The organism is Martinezella lusitana, assembly GCF_016901135.1.
In the GTDB taxonomy this organism is placed as follows: Bacteria; Pseudomonadota; Alphaproteobacteria; order Rhizobiales; family Rhizobiaceae; genus Rhizobium; species Rhizobium lusitanum_D.
In genome coordinates this window covers 422,001-447,489 of record NZ_JAFEVL010000045.1, presented here as the reverse complement: position 1 = coordinate 447,489, position 25,489 = coordinate 422,001, and the positions used below count along the sequence as shown (strand labels likewise).

At 61.1% G+C, this 25,489-nt stretch carries 21 protein-coding genes; 14 read left to right on the top strand and 7 right to left on the bottom strand.

What is annotated here, in order from left to right:
* Nucleotides 1-57: 57 nt before the first annotated feature.
* The 3 genes from JTP94_RS17910 to JTP94_RS17900 form a co-directional block, all read right to left on the bottom strand.
* Complete coding sequence (locus tag JTP94_RS17910; protein WP_204851821.1) at nucleotides 58-891, bottom strand: alpha/beta fold hydrolase; 834 nt, start codon at nucleotides 889-891, stop codon at nucleotides 58-60.
* 338 nt (nucleotides 892-1,229) lie between these two features.
* A complete protein-coding gene (locus JTP94_RS17905) occupies nucleotides 1,230-2,207 on the bottom strand; it encodes an alpha/beta hydrolase (protein WP_312038185.1) in 978 nt (325 codons plus the stop codon).
* A gap of 295 nt (nucleotides 2,208-2,502) precedes the next feature.
* Nucleotides 2,503-3,192, bottom strand: coding sequence for a DJ-1/PfpI family protein (locus tag JTP94_RS17900; RefSeq protein ID WP_204851819.1), 690 nt, complete (start codon nucleotides 3,190-3,192; stop codon nucleotides 2,503-2,505).
* A gap of 85 nt (nucleotides 3,193-3,277) precedes the next feature.
* On the opposite strand from JTP94_RS17900, the gene JTP94_RS17895 reads away from it, so the two are divergent.
* Both JTP94_RS17895 and JTP94_RS17890 read left to right on the top strand, forming a co-directional pair.
* The gene (locus JTP94_RS17895; protein WP_204851818.1) at nucleotides 3,278-4,228 is read left to right on the top strand and encodes a GlxA family transcriptional regulator; all 951 of its coding nucleotides are present in this window, start codon (nucleotides 3,278-3,280) and stop codon (nucleotides 4,226-4,228) included.
* Between the two features lie 179 nt (nucleotides 4,229-4,407).
* On the top strand, nucleotides 4,408-5,319 hold the full coding sequence (locus JTP94_RS17890) for an acetamidase/formamidase family protein (protein ID WP_204851817.1): 912 nt from the start codon (nucleotides 4,408-4,410) through the stop codon (nucleotides 5,317-5,319).
* A 15-nt stretch (nucleotides 5,320-5,334) separates the two neighbouring features.
* Here JTP94_RS17890 and JTP94_RS17885 read toward each other — a convergent pair whose 3' ends face one another.
* Nucleotides 5,335-7,077 (bottom strand): cation:proton antiporter, encoded by a 1,743-nt coding sequence (locus tag JTP94_RS17885; protein WP_204851816.1) that lies wholly within the window; start codon nucleotides 7,075-7,077, stop codon nucleotides 5,335-5,337.
* Between the two features lie 147 nt (nucleotides 7,078-7,224).
* Nucleotides 7,225-8,271 (bottom strand): NAD(P)-dependent alcohol dehydrogenase, encoded by a 1,047-nt coding sequence (locus JTP94_RS17880; RefSeq protein ID WP_204851815.1) that lies wholly within the window; start codon nucleotides 8,269-8,271, stop codon nucleotides 7,225-7,227.
* A gap of 258 nt (nucleotides 8,272-8,529) precedes the next feature.
* Between JTP94_RS17880 and JTP94_RS17875 the strand changes: the two genes are divergently transcribed.
* Nucleotides 8,530-8,670 carry a hypothetical protein gene (locus JTP94_RS17875; protein ID WP_167669539.1) on the top strand — a complete coding sequence of 47 codons (141 nt, stop codon included), beginning with the start codon at nucleotides 8,530-8,532 and terminating at the stop codon, nucleotides 8,668-8,670.
* A 29-nt stretch (nucleotides 8,671-8,699) separates the two neighbouring features.
* Here JTP94_RS17875 and JTP94_RS17870 read toward each other — a convergent pair whose 3' ends face one another.
* Nucleotides 8,700-10,163 (bottom strand): DHA2 family efflux MFS transporter permease subunit, encoded by a 1,464-nt coding sequence (locus JTP94_RS17870; RefSeq protein WP_204851814.1) that lies wholly within the window; start codon nucleotides 10,161-10,163, stop codon nucleotides 8,700-8,702.
* A gap of 416 nt (nucleotides 10,164-10,579) precedes the next feature.
* Here JTP94_RS17870 and JTP94_RS17865 point away from each other — a divergent pair, with 416 nt between their 5' ends.
* The gene (locus tag JTP94_RS17865) at nucleotides 10,580-11,374 is read left to right on the top strand and encodes a FadR/GntR family transcriptional regulator (RefSeq protein WP_204851813.1); all 795 of its coding nucleotides are present in this window, start codon (nucleotides 10,580-10,582) and stop codon (nucleotides 11,372-11,374) included.
* A gap of 70 nt (nucleotides 11,375-11,444) precedes the next feature.
* On the opposite strand, the gene JTP94_RS17860 is transcribed toward JTP94_RS17865, so the two are convergent.
* Complete coding sequence (locus JTP94_RS17860; protein WP_204851812.1) at nucleotides 11,445-12,941, bottom strand: MDR family MFS transporter; 1,497 nt, start codon at nucleotides 12,939-12,941, stop codon at nucleotides 11,445-11,447.
* Between the two features lie 301 nt (nucleotides 12,942-13,242).
* On the opposite strand from JTP94_RS17860, the gene JTP94_RS17855 reads away from it, so the two are divergent.
* The 10 genes from JTP94_RS17855 to JTP94_RS17810 all read left to right on the top strand — a co-directional run bounded on the left by JTP94_RS17855 (nucleotide 13,243) and on the right by JTP94_RS17810 (nucleotide 25,325).
* A complete protein-coding gene (locus tag JTP94_RS17855; RefSeq protein WP_204851811.1) occupies nucleotides 13,243-14,376 on the top strand; it encodes an ROK family transcriptional regulator in 1,134 nt (377 codons plus the stop codon).
* A gap of 7 nt (nucleotides 14,377-14,383) precedes the next feature.
* Nucleotides 14,384-15,826, top strand: coding sequence for a M81 family metallopeptidase (locus JTP94_RS17850; RefSeq protein WP_204851810.1), 1,443 nt, complete (start codon nucleotides 14,384-14,386; stop codon nucleotides 15,824-15,826).
* Nucleotides 15,827-15,998: 172 nt separating this feature from the next.
* Entirely contained in the window at nucleotides 15,999-16,736 is a 738-nt protein-coding gene (locus JTP94_RS17845) for a FadR/GntR family transcriptional regulator (RefSeq protein ID WP_204851809.1), read from the top strand.
* Nucleotides 16,737-16,822: 86 nt separating this feature from the next.
* Nucleotides 16,823-18,331: an ABC transporter substrate-binding protein gene (locus JTP94_RS17840; RefSeq protein WP_204851808.1), complete on the top strand. Its 1,509-nt coding sequence runs from the start codon at nucleotides 16,823-16,825 to the stop codon at nucleotides 18,329-18,331.
* A 61-nt stretch (nucleotides 18,332-18,392) separates the two neighbouring features.
* Nucleotides 18,393-19,340, top strand: a complete 948-nt coding sequence (locus JTP94_RS17835; RefSeq protein WP_204851807.1) for an ABC transporter permease — start codon at nucleotides 18,393-18,395, stop codon at nucleotides 19,338-19,340.
* On the top strand, nucleotides 19,337-20,215 hold the full coding sequence (locus JTP94_RS17830; protein ID WP_204851806.1) for an ABC transporter permease: 879 nt from the start codon (nucleotides 19,337-19,339) through the stop codon (nucleotides 20,213-20,215). The genes JTP94_RS17835 and JTP94_RS17830 overlap by 4 nt, the downstream gene beginning before the upstream one ends.
* 22 nt (nucleotides 20,216-20,237) lie before the next feature.
* Nucleotides 20,238-22,025, top strand: coding sequence for a gamma-glutamyltransferase family protein (locus JTP94_RS17825; protein WP_204851805.1), 1,788 nt, complete (start codon nucleotides 20,238-20,240; stop codon nucleotides 22,023-22,025).
* A 6-nt stretch (nucleotides 22,026-22,031) separates the two neighbouring features.
* A complete protein-coding gene (locus JTP94_RS17820) occupies nucleotides 22,032-22,790 on the top strand; it encodes a DUF1028 domain-containing protein (protein ID WP_204851804.1) in 759 nt (252 codons plus the stop codon).
* A gap of 53 nt (nucleotides 22,791-22,843) precedes the next feature.
* Nucleotides 22,844-24,694 (top strand): ABC transporter ATP-binding protein, encoded by a 1,851-nt coding sequence (locus tag JTP94_RS17815; RefSeq protein ID WP_204851803.1) that lies wholly within the window; start codon nucleotides 22,844-22,846, stop codon nucleotides 24,692-24,694.
* A gap of 79 nt (nucleotides 24,695-24,773) precedes the next feature.
* Nucleotides 24,774-25,325, top strand: coding sequence for a glutathione peroxidase (locus tag JTP94_RS17810; RefSeq protein WP_204851802.1), 552 nt, complete (start codon nucleotides 24,774-24,776; stop codon nucleotides 25,323-25,325).
* The last annotated feature ends 164 nt before the right edge of the window (nucleotides 25,326-25,489 follow it).

The window sequence follows — 25,489 nt, the reverse complement described above, 5'->3', positions numbered from 1 at the left end:
CACCCGGTCGGCTGTGAGGCGCCCGCCAGAAGGCGGGCGCCTCACTCTTGGGGATCGTTAAGCCTTGAAGAAGGCCAGCAGATCCGCATTGATGATATCCGCATGCGTGGTCGCCATGCCGTGCGGGAAGCCCTTGTAGACTTTCAGCGTGCCGTTCTTCAGCAGCTTGATGGAGAGAAGGGCCGCGTCTGCGATCGGCACGATCTGGTCGTCATCGCCATGCATGACAAGCGTCGGCACCTCGATCTTCTTCAGATCCTCGGTGAAATCCGTTTCCGAGAAGGCCTTGATGCAGTCGTAGTGCGCCTTGGTGCCGCCCATCATGCCCTGACGCCACCAATTGTCGATGACGCCCTGCGAAACCGCCGCGCCGGGGCGATTGAAGCCGTAAAACGGACCCGCCGGAACGTCGCGGAAGAATTGTGCGCGATTGGCGGCAAGTGCCGCACGGAAGCCATCGAACACTTCCAGCGGCAGACCGCCGGGATTCTTGTCGGATTTGACCATGATCGGCGGCACCGCGCCGATCAGCACGGCCTTGGAAACCCGGCCATGACCGCCATACTGGGCCACGTAGCGAGCGACTTCGCCGCCACCCGTGGAATGACCGACGTGAATAGCGCCTTTCAGGTCGAGATGCTCGGCAAGTGCCGCGACGTCGGCAGCATAGGTATCCATCTCATTTCCGGTCGCCGTCTGGCTCGAGCGCCCGTGGCCGCGGCGATCATGGGCGATAACGCGGTAGCCCTGATTGAGGAAGAAGAGCATCTGGGCGTCCCAATCGTCGGAGCTCAAGGGCCATCCATGATGGAAGACGATCGGCTGGCCTGTTCCCCAATCCTTGTAGAAGATCTGAGTTCCGTCCTTGGTGGTGATCGTGCTGCTGCTCATTGTGTCCTTACCTTTCGAAGATTGCTTTGTAGAGGCTTGCGCAGGTTGAGCGAAGGGCATGACGGCTGCCGTGGCGGCAAGGCCGAGCCCGGCTGTCATAACGCCCCGACGGGTAGCTTGATTGATCGACTGGCTCATTTCAATCTCCACTTATAATGTGTTGCACGATTTATTATCGCGATATCATTATCCATAGAGTTTTCGCCGCACGTTGTCCATATAAAATTTATCTTGCGATTATATATCGCGATAAATAATTGCAATCTGCGTCGCAAAACCCGGCTTGTGCCGGGCGGCCCTTCTCTTGGAAACCGGGATCATCCCACGATCGTGCGCCGCTATTGTGCGGGTTTGTCGACGAAATGCGATATCGCGAATTCCGCCACTCTCCCATTCGACTTCCTGGCATCCTCGAGCCAGAATGGGAAAATCTGCCACTGGTGAATCATCCCGGGCCATATTTCCAGGGCCACGTCTCCGCCCGCCTGCCGCACCTTGTCCGCCAGCCGGACACTGTCATCCAGCAGCGTCTCCCGCGAACCCACCTGTATAAGCAGGGGTGGAAAGCCGGCAAAATTGGCATAGAGCGGCGACACCTCGGGATCGACCGGTGATCGGTCGTCGACATAAGCATTGTGGATGATGGTCAATTCGTCCTTGCCCATAAACGGGTCATTGGACGCGTTTGCAACCAGTGACGCCCCCGTCGCAGCGAAATCGGTCACCGGGCTCATGGCAACCACCGCCGCGGGAAGTGCTCCTCTGAGGCGAAGCTGGTTCAGGATAACCTCGATGGCCAGGGTTCCGCCTACCGACTCCCCCACAATGACAATGTTTCCGGCCTTGTATCCCGACGACAGGAGCCAGCGATAGGCCGCCACCGCATCGTTGATCTGTGACGGAAAGCCGTTTTCGGGCGCGAGACGATAGTCGACGAGCAACACATCGGCCGACGCCGCCTTGGCGAGCGAGGCGGCAATATTGCGGTGCGTCCGCAGCGAGCCGCTATAAAAGCCCCCTCCATGCAGATAGAGAATGGCACGCCTGCCGATCCCGTAATGCAGCCGTGCCGGCCATATGAGGTCGCCAGAAACCCCGTTGGCGTCAACGCGGCGAATCTGCACCCGCGTCGGATCCGGCGTTGCTGCCATCAGGTTCTCGAAATCGGCACGCCGCTGCAACAGGTCCTTGTCGGACATGGCACCGCTGTCGCGCAGCGCTCTGATCAGCTTCTCGATCTGCTCGCTCGACGCCTTCGTCTGCTGCCCGACATCAAGCGCGTGTGCTTCTGGTGCCAGCAGCATCAGCGAAAAAATCGCGGCGATCAGAATGCTCATCGCCATGGCAAAACGGGGAATGCAGCGAAATGATCGGAGCTTGTTCATCAGAATAGCCTCTCGTCCCCCACAAGGCCGCACACGACATCGTGATGCCACGGTCGCAGAAATGCTGTTCGTGTCAAGCGTGATGGGTGACGTGAAACCAGGATCCTATTCGCCCGATTGGGCATCGTCACCTCGATGGGATTGTCGCTACGATCAAAAGTCAGACCGTCTCCTTATCGACGTTCCATTTCAGCGAGGTGACATTGCTTGTGCACAGGATCGGCGCTCAACCGGCCTGTTGCCGACGAGCCGCCAGACGGGCCATGATGGCCTCCCGGGCCGTCCGCGAGCCGGCAAGCCGCCGCTTCGTCTCGATCAACACATCGGCCGGTGCCTCCTCCGGCGACCCGGAATGAAACGGCGGTGCGGGCGCGTATTCCAGCGAAAGCTGGATCGCTTCGGCCTCCGCCTGATCGCTCAAGGCCGCAACGATGGTCAGCCCGAAATCGATGCCGGCCGTCACGCCGCCCGCAGTAAAGAGATTGCCATCCCGGACGACGCGCCCGGGGTTCGCGATGGCGCCAAATTCCGCCAGGAAATCGCGCGCGTTCCAATGGGTCGTCGCCTTCCTGCCCTTAAGCAGACCGGCGGCGCCAAGGACGAGGGAGCCTGTGCACACCGAGGTTACGAAGCGTGCCTGGGCTGCCTGCGCGCGGATAAAGGAGAGGACCGTCTCGTCTTCCAGCAGCGCATTGACGCCGCCGCCGCCCGGCACGCAGATGACGTCGAGCGGCGGGCACGCCGCAAAGCTCGTCGTCGGCTGCAGCACCAGCTTGGTGGCGGAGACGATCGGAGACGTATCCTTCCAGACGAGATGAACCTCCGCACCCTCCATCGAGGCGAATATCTCGTAAGGGCCGGTCAGGTCGAGTTGCTGGACGCCGGGAAAGGCGAGCAGGCCGAAGCGAATGGTCATATTGCATCTCCAATGGTTGACTTCGGCCAGTCTATGCGATCACAATCTGGCGCATTTGCCAAACTCCCGTCATTTTGTGCCAATCATGCGCCACATCGAGATACTTGCCTTTGACAACGCCCAGCTGCTCGACATCGCCGGTCCGCTGCAGGTTTTCACCAGTGCCAATGAGGCTGCAATCGAGGACGGATTGCCAAGGCCCTATGAGCCCATCACAGTCGCGACGGGTGGGCAGACCAGAACCAGCTCGGGCCTTGAGCTGACGACTGTGCCGCTCAGCGACACTGACGGCCCGCTCGACACCCTGATCATCGCCGGCGGCTGGGGCGTCAACAGGGCATGCGAAGATCAGGCATTGGTCGAGTGGGTGCGCCGGCGGTCGGCAAGCGCCAGGCGCACCGCCTCCGTCTGCAGCGGTGCCTTCCTTCTTGCCGAAGCGGGACTTCTGGACGGGCGGCGCGCGGCGACCCATTGGAATCGCTGCGAGGAATTCTCAAAGCGCTTTCCGCGGGTGAAACTGGAGCCAGATCCGATCTTCGTTCGGGACGGCGACATATGGAGCTCGGCGGGCGTGAGCGCCGGCATCGATCTGGCCCTCGCCTTGATCGAAGACGACCTCGGACGGAAACTGGCACTTTCCGTCGCCCGCGAGCTCGTCGTCTTCCTGAAGCGGCCGGGCGGCCAGGCTCAATTCAGTTCAGCATTGCGCTTGCAGGAAAGCGGCGAGCGTTTCGACCGACTGCACGCCTGGATCATGGGCAATCTGCGCGCGGACCTCTCTCTGCCCGTTCTCGCCGAGCGGGCGAATATGAGTGCGCGCAGCTTTTCCCGGCATTACCTCAAGGCGACCGGACGCACGCCGGCCAGGGCCGTGGAGGATATCCGCATCGAGGCGGTACGGCGTCTGCTGGAAGAGGGCCTTACGGTTCACCAGGCGCGCATTCGTTGCGGCTTCAGCTCGGAGGAAACCATGCGGCGCAATTTCCTGAGAAAATTCGGAACTACGCCACAGGCGTTTCGCGATCATTTCGCCTAGATCGACCTGCATTCCAAGTCGCGGCCGGCAAAATCCGCAGAGCACCGTTGCCTCTCGTTTATAATCGTCCTTGGGATCATCCGAAGCAGCAATCCATAATATCCGCAAACTCGGTCTTTCGCGACACGGCAAAGCTGTCATAGGTTGGCCGAACCGAATTCAGGATAAGGCTGTAAGCAATGGCAACGCACCGTTTCACCCCCACCGTCTATCACAACGTCATCGGCTCCCTGCCGCCGGCCTTGCATGTCGCCGATGGCGATACCGTCATCACCGAAACGCTCGACGCTGCCGGCTATGATAAGCACGATATTCGACAGGCCCGGGGAGGAAACCCGATGAACGGCCCGATCTTCGTCGAGGGTGCGGAACCGGGCGATTCCCTCAAAGTCGAAATCCTGACCATGGTGCCGACGCGCGACACGGGATTCACCCGCAGCGTCGTTGCCGGCAACGTCGTCGATCCGCAGGATGTGCGCGCGCTGCCGGCCAGCGAAAAGGTGATCTGGCAGATCGACCGCGAAGCTCTGACAACGAGGCTTTCCGAACCGGTTGCCGGCCTTGAGGCCCTGACGCTGCCGCTCTCGCCGATGATCGGCTGCTTCGGTGTCGCGCCAGCGCTCGACCAGGCCATATCGACCGCCACCAGCGGCGAATTCGGCGGCAACATGGACTATCGGCTGCTGGGGCCGGGCACGACCATCTGGTTTCCCGTATCGGCGCCAGGCGCGCTTTTCTTCCTTGGCGATTGCCACGCCGTGCAGGGAGACGGCGAAATCGTCGGCACGGGGATCGAAACCACCTTCGAAGTGACGGTACGCCTGAGCGTCGAAAAGAAAAAGACGATCGTCTGGCCTCGCGGCGAGACGGCGGACGACATTTTCACTATCGGCAATGCCCGGCCGCTCGACCAAGCGCTGCAGCACGCGACCAGCGAAATGCTGCGCTGGCTCGGCTCCGACTACGGCCTCGATAAGACTGCCGCCAGCCACCTGCTCGGCCAGGTCGTGCGCTACGATGTCGGCAATGTCTTCGATCCGGCCTATACGATGGCCTGTCGCGTTTCGAAATCCTGGCTGAAGCGCCGCTAAATCTGAGGTCGGGCGTCAGCTGGCATCTTCTGATTGGTCGCGCCGCTGGCGCGACACGTTGCTTTCCTGCCGCTCGCGCGCCATGCGGCTGACGGCGGTGCGCAGTTGCGGATGCCGCGACATGAACAGGTTGAAATCACGGCGCTCCAGCACGAAGAGCTGGCAGAAATCGACGGCGACCACATCGGCGGTGCGGCGCGCACCGGTCAACAGAGCCATTTCGCCGAAGAATGAGCCGGCGCCGAGCGGAACCTCGTCATCCTCGAGCTGCACTTCGACGGCGCCGGAGGCGATGAAGAACATGCTGTCGCCACGATCGCCCGTGCGGATGACACGATCGCCCGGTGAAGCCGATCTCGGCCGGAAGAGCAACAGAAGCTCCTCATGCGCATTGTCATCCAGCTCGGCAAACATCGGAAAGGTTTCGATCAGCTCCTCGATCTCGAGACTATGCTGCCGATCCCTTTCCTCGCGTTGCTTGTTGATGGCGGTCAGTTCGCGCCGCATCCCATCCTGCTTGGCCATGCCGTATTTGCTCGCCAGCGATGGCCATCGGGAATACGTCCATGTCTCCAGTTTCTCGACGGCAAAGAAAACCAGTGGATTGAGCGTGATCGACAGGATCGCGCCGGCAAGAATGAGATCCTGCCCTTCCCGGGACAACAGACCGAGCGAAACGCCGAGCCCTGCCAGGATGAAGGAAAATTCGCCGATCTGAGCTAGGCCGGCTGCGACCGCAAAGCCCATGCTCGCCGGGTAGCGCAGCAACAGCACCACTCCGAAAGCAATCAGTGACTTGCCGAGGATGATGAGCGCAAGCACGCCGACGATCATCAGCGGTTCGCGCACCAGGATAGTCGGGTCGAAGAGCATTCCGACGGAAACGAAGAACAGCACGGAAAAGGCGTTCTGCAATGGCAGGGAGTCGGCCGCGGCCCGATGGCTGAGATGCGATTCACTCATCACGAGCCCGGCAAAGAAGGCTCCGAGCGCGAATGAAACGCCGAATATCTGCGCCGCCCCGAAGGCGATGCCGAGCGCGATCGCCAGAACCGACAGCGTGAACAGTTCGCGCGAGCCCGTGCGGGCGACCGACGTCAACAGCCAGGGTACGATGCGCGGACCGATGAAGATCGCAACAAGAGTAAATGCCGCCACCTTGACCAGCGTCATGCCGATCGTCAGCCAGATCGAGCCGGAAGCCGCATGGTCGCCGGCATTCACATGGCCGCCCATGACGCCGGCAAAGGCCGGCAACAGCACGAGTGCGAGCACCATCGCCAGATCCTCGACGATCAGCCAGCCGACAGCCACGCGCCCGTTGGTCGAATTCACCAGGTTGCGCTCTTCCAGCGCTTTCAACAGCACGACGGTACTGGCAACGGCAAGGCTTAGCCCCAGGACCACGCCGGCGCCGATGCCCCAGCCCCAGAGGGACGTCAAGCCGATGCCTAAAAGCGTTGCGATCGCGATCTGACCGATGGCGCCGGGAATAGCGACACCGCGCACCGCCAGCAGATCAGCGGCCGAGAAATGCAGGCCGACGCCGAACATCAGCAGGATGACGCCGATTTCAGCCAATTGCGATGCGAGCGAAACGTCGGCGACAAAGCCCGGAGTGGATGAGCCGATGATGACGCCGGCAACCAGATAGCCGACCAGTGGCGGCAGATGCAGCCTGTCGGCGAGATAGCCGAAAATGGCCGCGAACACGAACCCGCCGGCAATCAGTGCGATCAATGCGACGTCGTGCGGCACGGCTACCCTTCCCGTTTCACGGCGTTAAAGCCTGTTCCTCTCTTTTCAGGCTAACTAGCATCGCTTTTGCCCGGCCGTCTACGGGGTCGTGCGAAACCGGAGGAAAACGTCGCCTCGCCGATGCAAGGCGACGCGGTAAACAGACGCTTACTGATCCAGGATGATCTGCAACTTGACGTCCGTTGGTCTGGCCTCGACGGCACGATCGAACGCCTCGATGGAGTCTTCGAAGGCGAATGTCTCCGAGATCAGCGGCTTCAGATCGACACGGCCGGACGCGATCAGCGCGATGGAGCGCTCATATTGATGAGCATAGCGGAAGACCGTTTCGATGCGGATTTCCTTGGTCGACGCTGTCGAGACATCAAAGCCGACCGGATCGACCGGCAGGCCGACGGCGACGATGACGCCGCCCGGGCGCGGCAGCGCCATGACTGTTTCCCAGGCCTTCGGCGAACCGGAGCATTCGAAGACGACATCGGCACCCCAACCGTCCGTAAGTCGATCGACCTCCTCGACCAGATTGTTTTCGCGAATATTGACAGGGATGACGCCCTGATATTGGGCGGCGATATCGAGCTTCGGCTGGGCAAGATCGGCAACGATCGCCCGCGCGCAGCCGCCGGCAAGAGCCGCGATCGCGACCATGGTGCCGATCGGGCCGGCGCCAAGGATGACGGCGGTGTCACCGGGGGTAATTCTCGCCTTGGTCGCCGCCTGCATGCCGACTGCAAACGGCTCGACCATCGCGCCCTCGGCAAAGCTGACATTATCAGGCAGTTTGAAGGTATAATTGGCCGGATGCACGACAAAGGGCGTCAACACGCCATGGACGGGCGGCGTTGCCCAGAAGATGACGGCGGGATCGACATTGTACATGCCGAGACGGCTGGCCTTGGAATTGGGGTCGGGGATGCCCGGCTCCATGCAGACGCGGTCGCCGATCTTCAGATGCGTTACGCCAGCGCCGACTTCGACGATGGTGCCGGCGGCTTCATGGCCGAGCACCATCGGCTCGTTGACGACGAACGGGCCAATCTTGCCGTGCGTGTAATAGTGGACGTCAGATCCGCAGACGCCGACCGTATGGATCTTGATCTTGACTTCACCCGGCCCGACCTCCTGCAGAAGGTCTATATCGCGGATTGCCAGCTCATGCTGGCGTTCCAATACCAAAGCGCGCATCTTGCTCATCGCATTTTTCCTCTTTCCGAACCAACAGGCGCCCGCTTGCGCGAGGCCCAAACTCTTGTTCTCCCAGCGTCCGACCGGTGTCGCGAAATGAGCTTGCGCCAGTGCCGGAGAAGCCGCGTTGCGCTGATGCGCAATAGAATGGCGGTATACTAACCCCATTATATTAGAATAAACTTATTATTTAACGCCCTATTGCCAATATTGACTGGAGTTCCATTTCTTGCCTTTGTAATAATTGAGGAAAAGGAGGGGCTCATTATGGCAGTATATGATTGGACCGGTCAGCGCGCCCGCCGGATGAAAATGTTGCGTGCAGCAAGCTTTGCAATGCTTCTTATCATCCTGATGGCGATACCCGCCGTGCTGTTGCATTATAATCTCATTCAGTATCCCCATTGAGCGGCACAGGTCGCTCATAACGGAGATCTTCAAGCCGCCTTTTTCGCGCCCGCCTTCTGCTTGCGCGCAACGTTGTCGCCAGCCCTGCGGTCGAGTGGCAGGCAATCCAGCACCGCAAAAAGGGCGATGATGCCGAGCAACACGAAGGCGAGGCGGAATTCGATGGCGACGATGCCGCTTACGCCAAGCGGTGCACTGATAGCCTGACCGATGCGAATGCCGATGGCGCCGACAGCGATTCCCATGCCCATGGTCAATTGAAAGACGGTGCTGAACAGCGTGTTGGCGCCCGTCATCTGCCGCGGTGGAATGTCGGCGAAGGCAATCGTATTCAATGCCGTGAAATGCATCGAGCGGCACATGCCGCCGATGAACAGTACCGGTACGACGAGCCAGACCGGCGTATCGGGCGAAAACAACGCACAGGCTGCAATGAAGACGGCATTCAGGATGCCGTTGACGATCAACACCGGTTTAAAGCCGAAACGCCGCAAAATCGGCGTCGTCCCCGGCTTCATCGCCAGGTTGCCGGCAAAGACCGCCAAGGTCAGCATGCCGGCATGAAATGCGCTGAGCCCGAAACCGACCTGGAACATCAGCGGCAACAGAAAGGGCACCGCGCCGATAGCGGTACGAAACAGTGATCCGCCGGAGATCGTGATCGCAAAGGTCGGCAGCTTCAGCCCTGAGAGATCGATGAGCGGATGCTCCGTCCTCAGGAAATGAAACACGGCCACGGTGAGCAGAACCAGCCCGGCGACCACATAGGCCCAGGCCTCCATCCATATGGGATCGGGACGGCCGATCAGTTCCAGCCCGTACATCAGGCTTGCCAGACCGATGCTGCTGACGACGAAGCCGATCCAGTCGAAAGGCGGCCGCGCAGCGCTTTTGGTCTCCGGAATGAGAACGAGCGCGAAGGCAAATGCCAATATGCCGAGCGGCAAGTTGAGAAAGAAGATCCAGCGCCAGCTCGCATGGTCGGTGATGAAGCCGCCGAGCGGCGGTCCGAGAACGGGCGCCACCAGCGCCGGCCAGGTGATCGTCGCAATCGCCGAGATCAGCTTCTCCTTCGGGGTATTGTTCAGAACCACGAGCCGGCCCACCGGCACCATCATCGCGCCGCCGATCCCCTGCAGGATGCGCATGGCGACAAAGGAGCCGACATCGTTGGCAAAGCCGCATAGAACCGAGGCAAGCGTGAAGATGACGACGGCCGTGGTGAACACCAGTCGCGCGCCGAACCGGTCGCTGATCCAGCCGCTGATAGGGATGAAAACGCCGAGCGTCAGCAGATAGGCACTCATGCCTATATTGAGATCCACCGGTCGGGTACCAAAGGAAACCGCCATCTGCGGCAGCGCGGTCGCAATGACCGTACCATCCAGGTTTTCCATGAAGAAAGCGCCAGCCACGAGCAACGCGATCAACAGCGAGCGTGAACCTGTCGCCTGCATTTCCTTCTCCCGCCCATGCGTGGACATGTCGTTCATCAACCAGTTACTCCGAATCCGCCTCGCATCCCGCTTTATTTAATCGGTTCGGCATCGTTTCCGATAGATCGAAATCGTCCCATCAATCGATTGGCCAATCACGTTTCGCTTAACGGGCGGCGCAGAATTTGATTGCCGTGCCGCTGCCTGCCGCCATGCCGCCACGCGGGAATTTATGACGGATCTATCGGCGTATCGGTGAACGGACCGGTCGAACCGGTGCCAGTAGGCATTTGCGCACAAGACATGGTAGGGTTTTTTATCGGAAATGCCGCGCCAAGAACGACAGGATCGATATCAAAACAATATGGAACAGCCTCGAACACGCCGAGACATCAGCGTAGAGCCCGCAAAACATGTCATCGGCTGAAGATTAGCCTCGCAATCGCGTATCAAAGGAATGAGAGCCCCGCATAATGAAACATGGCCTTGATGCAATGACCACTCCGGCAACCCCGGAGGCGAAACTGATCGTAACGCAGTCACCATTCGATGCCTTTGTGCGAAAATACGGTACGATCCCCCGTCGCGGCGTCTTCGGCTATTTCGTCCACGAGCTTGGTCGCCGCATCGTCGGTGGAAGTTACCCGGTAGGCGCCACGCTGCCGAATGAGCCCGATCTGGTGGAACAATTCGGCATCAGCCGCACCGTCATTCGCGAAGCGATGAAATGCCTTGCAGGCAAGGGACTGGTGGAGATCAAGACCCGCGTCGGCACCCGCGTCAAGGAGCGCTCCAACTGGCATCACCTCGATACGGACGTCATGGTCTGGTACTACGAGACCGGACCTTCGGTGGAGATCATGCGTTCCATCAAGGATTTGCGGCTGGCGCTGGAGCCGGAAGCCACTGCGCGCGCTGCCCTGCGCTGCACAAACGAAGACGTTGCCGCGATCAGTTCCGCTTACGAGGACATGGTTTCCAGCATCGGCGATATCAACACCAACGCCGATGCCGACCTGCGCTTCCACACCGCGATCTTCGCTGCCACGCACAATATGGTCTATTCACAGCTGATCGACCTGATCGCGGTGGGGATCTACGCCAACCGCACGCTTTCGGGCCATGATGAGGTCGCCGAGGGCCAGAAGCGTTCTCTGCCCTACCACAAGGCCATCCTTGACGCGATCGTCGCCCGCGATTCCGACGCCGCGATCAAGGCATCGCGGAGCCTGTTGGAGTCCTGGCGCATCAGCCACTACGATTTCTGACGCAGCACGTCGCAAGCGTCACGATGAATGCCGGCGACGGAAGCACGGCCCGTTGCCGGTCTGCGTTCCGTCAATGCGTCATAGCGTCCTGGGCATCCGCCTTGGGCACCGATCGGCGGCCGGCATCATGGGCGACGGGAATGAGCCAGATGGTTGCGAACGTCGTGATGGCGACGACGACAACGCCCCAGAAACTCCAGTGAAGCGCGGCGTCGAAAACGTTCCTGATCGCCGGATCGCCGACAAGATCGGAAAGGCCGGTCGGCTGGTTCAGAATGTCATGAAGCCTCGTCGCCAACTCGCCGTTGCCGTAGTGCGCGATACCGATATTCATGATCGCGCCGAGGGCCGTCGCACCGAGGGTGTTGCCGAGACTGCGCGAAAATATGATCGACGCCGTGGCGCTGCCGCGCATCGACCATTCGACGCTTTCCTGCACGAGCACGATGCTGGTGAGGCTGATGAGGCCCATGCCGAAGCCCATCAGAAACGAGCCGATGCCGGCGATGATCGGACTGCTCTCCGGGGTCAGGAATAGCAGAAACAACGCGCCCAACGGAAACATGAAGCTGCCTGCACGCAGCGTCCTGCGGATGCCGAAGGCGCGGAAGAACCGGCTCGAGAGCATCACCGCCAGCGGCCAGCCGACGATCAGCATCGTCAAGGTGAAGCCGGCTTCGAGCGGCGAGCGGCCGAGCACGCCTTGCACATAGATCGGCAGAACAGTCGTCAGCCCGATGAGCGCCATGCCGGCAAGCAGCGTTGCCGCATTGCTCGTCGCCACCAGCCGCCGGCTCCAGAGCGCGATCGAAATGATCGGCTCCGGCGCCCGCCGCTCCTGCCACAGGAACAGGATACCGGTGACGACAAAGACGACCGCAAGCGGGCCTAAAACAGCGAAGCCGGAATCGGTCTCCGTCAGAATGACCAGCAGCGACACGATCGATATCGAAAACAGGATCGTGCCGAGATAATCGATCTTCGCCTCGCGCGGCGTGATGCGTTCATGCAGGAAGAAGATGAAACCGGCGATGGACAGGACGCCGACGGGCAGGTTGATCCAGAAAATCCACGCCCAGGAGAGATTGTCGACGATGATGCCGCCGGCAAGTGGGCCGATGACGGCCGACACCGCCCAGACGCTGGCAAGCGCGCCTTGCACCTTGGCCCGTTCCTCCAATTTGTAGAGGTCGCCGACCACCGTCATCGTCACGGGCTGAATGGCGCCAGCGCCGAGACCCTGCAATAGCCTGAAAGCGATCAGCGAGGCCATCGACCAGGCAAAACCCGCAAGCGTCGACCCGACAAGGAAGATCAGGATACCGCAGATGAGCATGGGCTTGCGGCCGAACATATCGGAAAGCTTGCCGTAGATCACCGTCGTGGTGGACTGCGCCAGCAGAAAGGCGGAGAAGACCCAGCTATAATAGGTGAAGCCGCCGAGCTGGCCGACGATGCGCGGCATGGCGGTCGCGACAATCGTCGCTTCGACCGCGACCATGAAGGTCGCGAGCATGATCGAGACGATGACCAACGGGCGTCTCGAACGATCGACCGTGCTGGACATGGCATTCCTTTCTGACTGCTGCGCCCGACATCGAACACGCATAGGCCGCCAGGGCAACCATGATCGAGCGTTTACTTTTTGGAATCGACGTCGGAGGACGAGGCGACGGGAGGGGCTTATTGCCTGAATCGTTATAATAAGTTTTGCATACTGATATAGGTCGATGTCAACTATTTAAATGCAACCCTGCCTCGTGACCGGCCTGCAATTAGGTTCCCCTCTAAATTTATTTCCGTTGATTTGTTCAATTCATGAACTTATTGTCCGCGAAAGCAGACCGAAATCCAGGCGGAACGTCGAATTGCTCACCTCTTCCCAGCAGCAGCTTCTGCGCGTCATCAGCGAATCCGGCCCGTTGAGCCGCACCGTTCTCGCAGCTTCCATGGGCCTGAGCAAGGCAGCCATGAGCGGAATTACCCGCGATCTGATCTCCCTCGGCGTTCTGCACGAGACGGAGACGATCTACGGTCAGGGCCGCCCGTCGATCCTGTTGGATCTGCATCCGGAGGGCGCCTTCTTTGTCGGCATTTCATTGCTCGAAGACCCGGCACCGATGGTTCTCAGCGACTTCAACGGCAACATAATCGCGCGTCAGACCATGCCGCTATCACGCGATCCGGAGATCATTGCCGAGCTGATTGCCGAGGCGCTGCCGAAGCTGCTTGCGGAGCGCGAGGACATCGCCCGAAAACTGTCCGGCATCGGTATCGCCCTCTCCGGCTTCGTCGATGAGAAGCAGGCAAGCTGCGTGCAATCCACGCTGCTTGGCTGGAAGGACGTGCCGCTTGCGAGCATCATCCGGCAAAAGACCGGCATCGACACTTTCATCGAAAACGACGCCAAGGCGGTCGCCGTCAGCGAGAAGCTGTTCGGCAGCACGCGCGACGCTCAGAATTTCAGCGTCGTCTCTTTCGACGACGGCATCGGCTGCGCCCATTTCGTCGGCGGCAAGCTTTATCGCGGCAATCACGGCGGCGCCGGCGAGATCGCCCATTGCACCATCGAAGCCAACGGCTCGCCCTGTCGCTGCGGCAAGCGCGGCTGCCTCGACACCGTGGCGTCGATGAAGGCGATCAAGGAAATGGCGAGGGCGGAAGGCCTTGCCTGCAATTCCCTCAACGATCTGGAAGCCGAGGCGTCGCTCGGCAACGCGGCTGCGATCCGCATCCTGCATCGGGCCGGCAGTGCCCTTGGCCTGGCGATCGCCCATCTGATCCAGTTCAACGATCCGGGCATGATCCTGATCACCCATGTCGAAGGGCGCTTCGACGGCCTCTTCGGCACCGTGATGAGGCAGGCGGCCGAGGCGAACGTGCTGCCGCGCTATGCCGGCCAGACGCCGATCCGCACGCAACGCGTCGATGGCGATGTCTGGGCGCGCGGTGCCGCCAGCATCGCCGCCCATAATTTCCTGATTGGTCCCAGCCCGAATTGAGGTTCCCATGCGTATCGCCGTCGGAGGCATTCACATCGAATGCAGCACCTATAATCCCGTATTGAACGAGGAGAAGGATTTTCGCGTTCTGCGCGGCGAAGAGCTGACGGCTGCGCCCTACTTCGTCTTTCTCAAGGAATACGACGGCGAATTCCTGCCGACCATCCATGCCAGGGCCATCGCCGGCGGTCCGGTCGCCCGCCATACATACGAGGCCTTCAAGGCGGAATTCCTGGAGCGTCTGAAGCCATTGCTGCCGCTCGACGGGCTCTATCTTGCCATGCACGGCGCCATGTATGTCGAAGGCATGGAAGATGCCGAGGGTGATTGGATCAGCGCCGCGCGTTCCGTTGTCGGTGAGAATTGCATGGTCTCGGCCAGCTACGACCTGCACGGCAACGTCACCCAGCGCATCATCGATGCGCTCGACATGTATTCCACCTATCGCACCGCGCCGCATATCGATGTCGAGGAGACCATGCGCCGCGCCGTCAAGATGCTGACGGAAAGCCTCAAAACCGGGGTGAAGCCGATCCTGCTCTGGGCACCGATCCCTGTGGTGTTGCCGGGTGAGCGCACCAGCACGGTCGATGAACCGGCCAAGAGCCTCTACGATCTACTGCCCGAAATCGATGCCATCGATGGTGTCTGGGATGCCTCGCTGATGGTCGGCTATGTCTGGGCCGACGAGCCGCGCGCCACGGCCGCGGCCATCATGACCGGCACGGATCGCCAAGTTCTCGAGCGCGAAGCGAAACGCCTGGCGCAGGCATACTGGGATGTACGCAAGGATTTCGTTTTCGGCTGCGAGACCGGCTCGATCGAGGAATGCGTCGTCAGGGCGATTGCCAGTGAGACCGCGCCCGTGGTGCTTGCCGAATCCGGTGACAATCCGACTGGAGGCGGTGTCGGCGATCGCGCCGACGTGCTTGCCGAACTGATTGCGAAGGGGGCCGACGGCGTCATCTTCGCCGGCATCACTGACAAGGCAGCCACGGAAGCCTGCTATGCGGCAGGCGTCGGCGCCACACTCGATCTCTCTGTCGGCGCATCGCTCGACACGAAGGGAAGCAAGCCCGTCAAAGCTAATTTCACCGTCAAGTTTCTGCTTGATGTCATCGACGCGAGCGACGCCCAGGCGGTTGTTTCCATCGGCGGCATCGATCTGGTGCTCTCTGCGAAGCGCCGCCCCTATCACAACATTGCCGATTTCACGCGCCTCGGCCTCGATCCGCACAAGGCCAGGATCATCGTCGTTAAGTCAGGCTATCTCTCACCGGAACTGGCACCGATCGCCAATCCGAACCTGATGGCGCTTTCGCCGGGGGTCGTCGATCAGTTCGTCGAACGCTTGCCGCGGCTGCGCAAACAGAAGCCGATCTATCCCTTCGACAAGGATTTCGACTTCACACCGGAAATCGCACTTTCGGCGCGTGCGCTTAGCCGCTAAGGCGGGGCTCACCTTCGCATCGTTTTCAATCAGGCGGCGTTCTTTTGCGGCTCCGCTTTGACGCACCACGCACAAAGATTGTGCATTGCAAAAATTGCACAAAAAAGAGCTTGACGGCAGGGTTGGGTTGAACTTCAATTGAACCAATTCCAAATTGGTTCACTTCCTCGTCATGGCAATCAGCAGCCTTCCGGAGAATTCGATCTACGCCCTGGAAAAGCTCCGGGGGCTTTTGAATTCGGCCGATCTGCCGGCGGATGGGAAGTTGCCGACGGAACGGGTTCTGTCGGAAACATTGGGTATCAGCCGCCGCGCCATCCGGCGGGCGCTGGAAGTGCTGGAGGCCGAAGGCCGTGTCTGGCGTCGCCAGGGCTCGGGAACCTATGCGGGACAGCGCCCGGACGGCTGGAGCGAGCATGTGAGCTCGCTGGTGGCCGGCACGGATCTCATGGAGGTCATGGAGGTTCGCCTGCGCATCGAGCCGCAGCTGGCCCAGCTTGCAGCCATGCGCGCCAAGCCCGATGACATCGATCGCATGTATGAGCTGACGAAGAAAATCACCGCCAGCGACGATGCCGATAGCAGCGAGCTCTGGGATGGCGCGCTGCATCGGCTGATCGCCGAGAGCGCCGGCAACCAGTTCTTTCTGACCATCTTCGACGTCATCAACCATGTCCGTCAGGACGAGGCTTGGCAAACCATTCGCGAATTGGCCCGCAGCATCAACAAGACGCGCCCGGTCTCTTATGCGCAGCACATCGCGATCATCGATGCGATTGCCGCACGAGATCCGATAAAGGCCGCCGAAGCCATGCGCGAGCACCTTCTGATGCTGCAGGAAAGCCTGATCCGCATCACCTCGCTCGATGCGCGACAAGCACTGGAGCCACTGACTGAAGAAGTGGGCTGACCAAAAGCCCCTCCCTCACCAGACCACGACCGGAGAGGAAACCGGTCGAGAATACAAAGAACGAAAACTATAATCAGGAGAACAAGATGAAGATCGCCAAATTCCTGACATCGCTGGCCGCCGGCGTATTGATCGCGCTGCCGGCTTTCGCTGTCGAGCTGAAGATCGGCCTGCAGGACGATGCCGACGTGCTGGATCCAGCCCAGTCGCGCACATTCGTCGGCCGCATCGTCTATACCGCGCTCTGCGACAAGCTCGTCGACGTGACTCCGGATCTGCAGTTCGTGCCGCAGCTCGCCACCTCCTGGAAATGGTCGGCAGACGGCAAGCAGCTGATCATGGAACTGCGCCAAGGGGTCAAGTTCCAGGACGAGACGCCGTTCAACGCGCAAGCCGTGGTCGACAATATCCAGCGCTACCAGACCATGCCGGAATCGCGCCGCAAGAGCGAGCTCTCCTCGGTCGCCAAGGTCGAGGCATCGGGCGAATACGAAGTCACCTTCACCCTGAAAGCGCCTGACGTCACGCTGCTTGCCCAGCTCTCCGACCGCTCCGGCATGATGGTCTCGCCGACTGCGGCGAAAGCCGCCGGCGCGAAGTTCGGTGACCATCCCGTTTGCTCCGGACCGTTCAAATTCGTCGAGCGCGTGCAGCAGGACCGCATCGTACTGGAGAAATTCCAGGACTACTGGAACAAGGACACCGTCTTCATCGACAAGGTGACCTATCTGCCGATCCCCGACTCGACGGTTCGCCTTGCAAACCTGCGCTCGGGCGATCTCGACATGATCGAGCGCGTCGCCGCATCCGACGTCGGCACGGTGAAGGGCGATCCCAACCTCGTCTATGCCGACGCAATCGGCACAGGCTGGCTCGGCGTCTATGCCAATATCGGCAACGGAGCGCGCGCCGACAATCCGATAGGCAAGGACAAGCGCCTGCGGCAGGCCTTCTCGCTGGCGATCGATCGTGAGGCCGCCATGCAGATCGTCTTTGACGGCACCGGGCTTGCCGGCAATCAGCCATTCGCACCCAACAGCCCCTGGTTCGACAAGGATGTTCCGGTTCCCGCGCGCGACATCGACAAGGCCAAGGCACTGGTCAAGGCCGCCGGTTTCGACCGCGTCCCCGTCGAACTTGCCGTCGCCAACAATCCCGTCTCGATGCAGACGATGCAGATCATCCAGTCGATGGTCGCGGAAGCCGGCTTCGACGTGACGCTGAAGACGACCGAATTCGCCACGCTGCTCGACGCGCAGACGGCGGGCAACTACCAGCTCAGCCGCTCCGACTGGTCCGGCCGCTCCGATCCAGATGGCAATATCCAGCAATTCGTGACGACGGGCGCCGGCCTCAACGATTCCAAATACAGCAATCCCGAGGTCGACAAGCTGCTGCTGGAAGCGCGCCAGTCGCAGGACAGTGCGGTGCGCAAGCAGAAATACGATGCGGCCGAAGCCATCCTCAACGAGGATCTGCCGATCATCTTTCTCGGTCATCAGGCCTGGATCTGGGCCTACAACAAGAAGGTGACCGGCTTCGCGCCCGCTCCGGACGGGATGATCCGCCTCGCTGGCGTAAAGAAGAGCAACTGAGCCCGCAACGCCATGCGGGCGTTCGCCCCGCATGGCTCTCCCGCGCGCCAAGGATCTGCCCATGTATAGCTATATCGGAAAAAGATTGCTCGTCGCCATACCGACGCTGCTGATCATTTCGATCTTCGTCTTCTCCCTGCAGAAGCTCCTGCCGGGCGATCCGGTGCTCGCCATGGCCGGGGAGGAGCGCGATCCACAGGTCCTGGAGCTGCTTCGCGAGAAATACCGGCTGAACGACCCCGTCGTCTATCAATATGGCTACTGGTTGCAGGGCGTTGCGAAGGGCGATCTCGGCGTTTCGCTGCGCACCAACCAGCCGGTGCTGACGCTCATCGCGGAAAAGCTGCCGGTCACCATCCAGCTCGCCGTCATGTCGATGATCTTCGCCTTCGTCATCGGCATTCCCATGGGCATCCTCGCGGCGGTGAAGAAAAACACGCTTATCGATTTCCTCGCCAACATCATCGCCCTGTGCGGCTTGTCCGTGCCGAATTTCTGGCTCGGCATCATGCTGATCCTGCTGGTTTCGGTGAAGCTTCACTGGCTGCCCGCCTCGGGATACCAGCCATTCTTTGAGGATCCCTGGCGCTCGATCCAGACCATGCTGATGCCCTCCTTCGTGCTCGGCAATGCGCTTGCCGCCACGTTGATGCGCCATACCCGCTCGTCCATGCTGAGCGTCCTCAGCGCCGACTACATCCGCACCGCCCGCGCCAAGGGTCTTTCCGAAGCAGCCGTCGTTTTGCAGCATACCTTCCGCAACGCCATATTGCCCATCGTCACCGTCAGCGCGCTGCTCTTCGGCGAGCTTCTGGCAGGCGCTGTTTTGACCGAGCAGATCTTCACCATTCCCGGCTTCGGCAAGCTGATCGTCGACGCGGTTTTCAATCGGGATTACGCGGTGGTCCAGGGAGTCGTGCTTTGCACGGCTATCGGCTTCATCGCGATGAACCTCATCGCCGACATTCTCTATGTCCTCCTCAATCCACGCATGAGGGCAGCCCTATGAGCATGATCGCACAGACGACCGCGGCGGCTCCCTCGGTCAAACGCTCTCCCAACCGCGCCTGGCGCAAGTTGAAGGCCAATAAGGGAGCCTTGGTCGGGCTTGCCATCATCCTCTTCTTTACCGTACTCGCCGCACTTGCGCCGCTCCTGCCGATCGCCGATCCGATCGCCACGAGCTGGTCGGCGATCCGCAAGGCGCCATCAACAGCCCATTGGTTCGGCACCGACGATATCGGTAGAGACATCCTGTCCCGCATGATCTGGGGAGCGCAGGCATCGCTGATGGCCGGCATCTTCTCGGTCGCCATCGCGGTCGTGATCGGCGTGCCGTTCGGCCTGATCTCCGGCTATTACGGCGGCTGGATCGACCAGATCATCTCGCGCATCACCGAAGCCTTTCTGGCGATGCCGTTCCTGATCACGGCCATTGCGCTTGCCGCCTTTCTCGGGCCGAGCCTCACCAATGCGATGATCGCGATCGGGCTTTCGGCAACGCCGGTCTTCGTACGGCTGACGCGCGGCCAGGTGCTGGCGGTCAAGACGGAGGAATATGTCGAAGGCGCCCGCTCGATCGGATTGCGCCACTTCAGCATCATCACCCGCTACATCCTGCCGAATGTCTTTGCACCCATCCTGGTGCAGGCAACGCTCACCATCGCGACCGCCATCATCGCAGAGGCCAGCCTTTCCTTCCTTGGGCTCGGTCAGCAGCCGCCGGCTCCGAGCTGGGGCTCGATGCTCAATGTGGCCAAGAATTATCTCGAACAGGCGCCCTGGATGGCCATGTGGCCGGGGGCTGCCATCTTTCTCGTCGTGATCGGCTTCAATCTCCTCGGCGACGGCCTGCGCGATGCGCTCGACCCGCGCGAAGCATGAATAAACTGAAAGGGTGCCCCCAATGACCGCATTCACCACACGTCCTGAAATTCTTGGAACCTTCGGCGTCGTCACCTCTACGCACTGGATCGCCTCCGCCGTCGGCATGAGCATTCTCGAAAAGGGCGGCAATGCATTCGACGCTGCCGTCGCGACCGGCTTCGTGCTGCAGATCGTCGAGCCGCATCTTTGCGGACCGGGCGGCGATATGCCGGCCATCCTCTATTCGAAGAAAAAAGACAAGGTCGAGGTCATCTGCGCCCAGGGTCCAGCGCCGGCCGGCGCAACGATCGAGCACTATACGAGCGAGGGGTTGAAGCTGATCCCGGGCGACGGCCTGCTCGCCACCGTCATCCCCGGCTCCTTCGACGGCTGGATGCTGATGCTGCGCGACTATGGCAGGCTTACGGTCCGCGATGTTCTCGAGCCGGCAATCCACTATGCCGAGAACGGCCACCCCATCCTGCCGCGCGTTTCCGCCACCATCGCGGGACTTGCCGATTTCTATCGCAAGGAATGGCCGACCTCCTATGAGACCTGGCTTCCCGGAGGCTCCGCCCCGGAACCCTGGTCCAACTTCAAAAACCCGGTTCTTGCCGAAACCTGGAAGCGGGTCGTCGCGGAAGCGGAGGCGAAGAGCAGCCGCGAAGCGCAGATTGAGGCGGCACGTGATGCCTTTTATCGCGGCTTCGTCGCGGAGGCGATCGACAGCTATGTCAGCAAGGCCGAAGTCATGGATGCCAGCGGCCAGCGCCACAAGGGCGTACTGACGGCCGATGACATGGCCAGCTGGTCCGCCACCGTCGAGGAGCCGCTGACCTACGACTATCACGGCTGGACCGTCGCCAAGATCGGTCCGTGGGGCCAGGGGCCGGTCTTCCTGCAAGCCTTGTCGCTGCTCAAGGGTTTCGACCTTGCTGGCATCGATCCGGCCGGCGCGGACTTCGTCCACATAGTCATGGAGGCCATGAAACTCGCCTTTGCCGATCGCGAGGTCTATTACGGCGATCCCAATTTCACGACCGTACCGCTCGATACCCTGCTATCGGATGCCTATGCCGGCGAACGCCGCAAGTTCATTTCCCCGGAAGCCTCGCTTGCGTTGCGCCCGGGCAAGCTGCCCGGCTTCGAAGGCCAATACGATCTCACCATGGACATGCTGGAGACGCCCGAAGCCAAAGGCGGCGCGGTCTATGAGCCTACAATGTCGCATCTGACGGAGAAGCGCGGCGATACCGTGCATATCGACGTGATCGACCGTGAGGGCAATATGGTGTCGGTGACCCCTTCCGGGGGCTGGCTGCAATCCTCGCCGATCATTCCCGGCCTCGGCTTCTGCCTGAATTCGCGTGCGCAGATGTTCTGGCTGAAGCCCGGCCTGCCCTCTTCGCTTGCTCCAGGCAAGCGCCCGCGCACGACACTGACGCCGACGTTGGCATTGCACGAGCGTCGGCCGACGCTCGCCTTCGGCACGCCGGGCGGCGATCAGCAGGAGCAATGGCAGCTCTCCTTCTTCCTGCGCTATGTCCACCACGGACTGAACCTGCAGGAAGCGATCGACAAACCGTTGTTCCACAGCACGCACTTCCCGAGCTCCTTCTACCCACGCACCCGCGAGCCCGGCGGCCTTACCGCGGAGGCCAACTTCAGCACTGAGGTGCTCGATGCGCTCCGCAGGAAGGGCCACAAACTGACCGTCGCGCCGGAATGGACCGTGGGGCGGCTCACCGCAGCGCGGCGAGATAAAGATGGCCTCTTGCGCGCTGCAGCAACACCGCGTTTGATGCAAGCCTACGCCATTGGGAGATAAGCACCGATGACCTGGTCGATCGTAGCCCGTGAGCCGGAAACCGGCCATCTCGCCATTGCCGTCGCCACCCGCTTTTTCGCCGTCGGCAGCATCGTGCCGCATATTCGCGGCGGCATCGGCGCCGTCGCGACGCAGGCCTTCGCAAGCCCGCTTTACGGCATCGACGGACTTGCCATGCTGGCCGCCGGCCATGCGCCGAGCGAGATTCTGGAAACGCTCAGCGCCCGCGACGAGGGTCGTGAACAACGCCAGTTCCACCTGATCGACAGCAAGGGCAACAACGCTGCCTTCACCGGCGCCCGATGCATCGACTGGGCAGGCCATCTGGTCGACGACAATGTCTCGGTGGCCGGCAATATGCTGGCGGGTCCGCAGGTGATTGCCGAGACGCTTGCGACCTTCAAGAAGACCGAGGGAAAGCCGCTCGCCGAGCGGCTGCTCGAAGCCATGCGCGCCGGCGAGCATGCCGGCGGTGACAAGCGCGGCAAGCAATCGGCCGCACTCGTGATTTACCGTGATCAGGACTATGCCTGGCTGAACATCCGTGTCGACGACAGCGCTGACCCGCTCGCCGAACTCGAACGGCTCTATGTCGTCGCGCAGGAGCGCTACCTGCATGTGGCCGAAACCATGCCGACACGGCAGAATCCAAGCGGGATGACCGACCGCCGCGAGATCGACGAGAGGATTGCTGCTCTTGAAGCCGCAAGGATCGCCGAGGGTCGCCCTTCGGCCTCCTTCGCAACCGTGCCGGCATCATCATGAACAGCGTCGATTGATACCCGGCCAGTGCGCAACATCATAAAAAAGGGGACGCCATGACAACCATTTCAACGCAGCAAACCAATCCGGATGCACAGCCCGTTCTCTCGGTCTCCAATCTGACGACGTCGTTTCTCGTCGATGGCGAATGGCGTCAGGTGGTGAAGAACATCTCCTTCGACGTCATGCCGGGAGAAACGGTTGCGATCGTCGGCGAAAGCGGCTCGGGCAAGAGCGTCACCTCGCTTTCGATCATGCGCCTGCTTGCGAGGGGCAGCAGCCGTATCGAAGGCTCCGTCAGGCTCAACGGCCGCGATATCCTCACTCTTCCGGAAGGCGAGATGCGCAAGGTCAGAGGCAAGGACATCGCCATGATCTTCCAGGAGCCGATGACCAGCCTCAATCCGATCTTCACCATCGGCCGGCAGATCTCCGAGGCCCTCACTTGCCATGGCGACATCTCCAAGGCGGAGGCCAAGGCCGAGACGATCCGGCTGCTCGAAAAGGTGCGCATCCCGAACGCCGCCTCGCGCTTCGACGAATATCCGCATCAATTTTCCGGCGGCATGCGCCAGCGCGTGATGATCGCCATGGCGCTCGCCAGCCGCCCGAAACTATTGATCGCCGACGAGCCGACAACGGCCCTCGACGTCACCATTCAGGGGCAGATCCTCGACCTCATCAAGGTATTGCAGGAGGAGGAAGGCATGTCCGTCCTCTTCATCACCCACGACATGGGGGTGGTCGCCGAGATCTCCGACCGCACCATCGTCATGTATCGCGGCGAGGCGGTGGAAACCGGCAAGACCGACGACATCTTCCACCGCGGCCAGCATCCCTATACCCGCGCGCTGCTGTCGGCCGTGCCGCGGCTCGGCTCGATGAAGGATCAGGCTCAGCCGCTGCGTTTCCCGACCGTCGATATCAGCACCGGCGAGCGCAGCGAACCCAAGGCACTGGCCGACACCGTCGATCACGGCAAGACGCCGGTTCTGGAGGTCAAGAATCTCGTCACCCGCTTCGATCTCCGCGGTGGGCTGCTCGGTCGCCCGACCGGCGCCATCCATGCGGTCGAAAACGTCTCGTTCGATCTCGCTCAAGGGGAAACACTGTCGCTGGTGGGAGAATCCGGTTGCGGCAAATCGACGACCGGGCGCTCCATCATGCGCCTCATCAATCCCAAATCCGGTGACGTTCGTCTTGACGGCTATGACGTGATGAAGCTCGGCGCGCTCGATCTGCGCCGCATGCGCCGCAGCATACAGATGATCTTCCAGGATCCGTTCGCCAGCCTCAACCCGCGCATGACGATCGGGGCGGCGGTCGCCGAACCCTTCATCGAACATCGTCTCGGCTCACGCGCGGAAGCCCGCGAGAAGGCCGCCGACCTTCTGGAGCGCGTCGGCCTGAAGGCTGATATGATGAGCCGTTACCCCCACGAATTCTCGGGCGGCCAGCGCCAGCGCATCTGTATCGCCCGCGCACTCGCCCTCGATCCGAAGGTGATCGTTGCCGACGAAAGCGTCTCGGCGCTCGACGTGTCGATCAAGGCGCAGGTCTGCAATCTGCTGATGGATCTGCAGCAGAGCCTCAATCTATCCTATCTCTTCATCTCGCACGACATGGCGGTGGTCGAGCGCGTCAGCCATCGCGTTGCGGTGATGTATCTCGGCGAGATCGTCGAGATCGGCCCGCGTGCCTCGGTGTTCGAGAACCCGCAGCATCCTTATACGAGGAAGCTGATCGCGGCAGTGCCTGTGCCGGATCCCTCCCGCCGTGGCATCAAGCGCAATCTGGGCGTCGACGAATTGAAGAGCCCGGTGCGGCCGGTCGGATACATCACGCCGGCTCGACAGTATCGCGAAGTGTCGAGCGGCCATCTGGTCAGGATGGAGGAGGCCGCCTGAATAGGGTTCTGACCTTGACGGCCGTCAAATCCAGGCAAATATCGACATCCTATTTTCCAACTCACTTGGAGTGAACGAAATGACCGACAGCGTACTCGATATTCCGGTAAAGAGGATCGACGGCAGCGACACGACGCTTGCCGACTATCGCGGCAAGGTCATCATGGTCGTCAACGTCGCCTCCAAATGCGGACTGACGGTGCAATATGAGGGGCTGGAAAAGCTTTACGAGGACAAGCGCGACGAAGGCTTGGTTATTGCAGGCTTCCCGGCCAACGACTTCAAGGGCCAGGAACCTGGCACCGACGAGGATATCCTGAGCTTCTGCACGCTGACCTATGACGTACAGTTCCCGATGTTTTCCAAGATCGCTGTCACGGGCGAAGAGCGGCATCCGCTCTACGACGGCTTGATCGCCTCCGGCGTCGAAACGACAGGCGACGGTCCGATGCGCGAGCGTCTGGCGAAACACGGCCTCGACACCGGGCACGACGGCGGCATCGTCTGGAACTTCGAAAAGTTCCTGATCGGCCGTAACGGCAAGGTCGCCGCCCGCTTCGCACCTGATGTTACGGTCGACGATCCGCGCCTGCTCTCCGTTTTGGAAAAGGAGCTGGCGCGCGCCGGCTAAGGCAGCTCGGCACCTCGCACATTTCCAAAATAAGGCAATACCTCAATAGGTTGCGCCTTTTCCAAGGCAGCAGCGCGAGGCCTGCTCACCCGTATGACGTAATTGCCTCCCCTTCCCCCTGGGAGTATGTTTCGGCTTCCGTATATATCCGGACGGAACGCTGC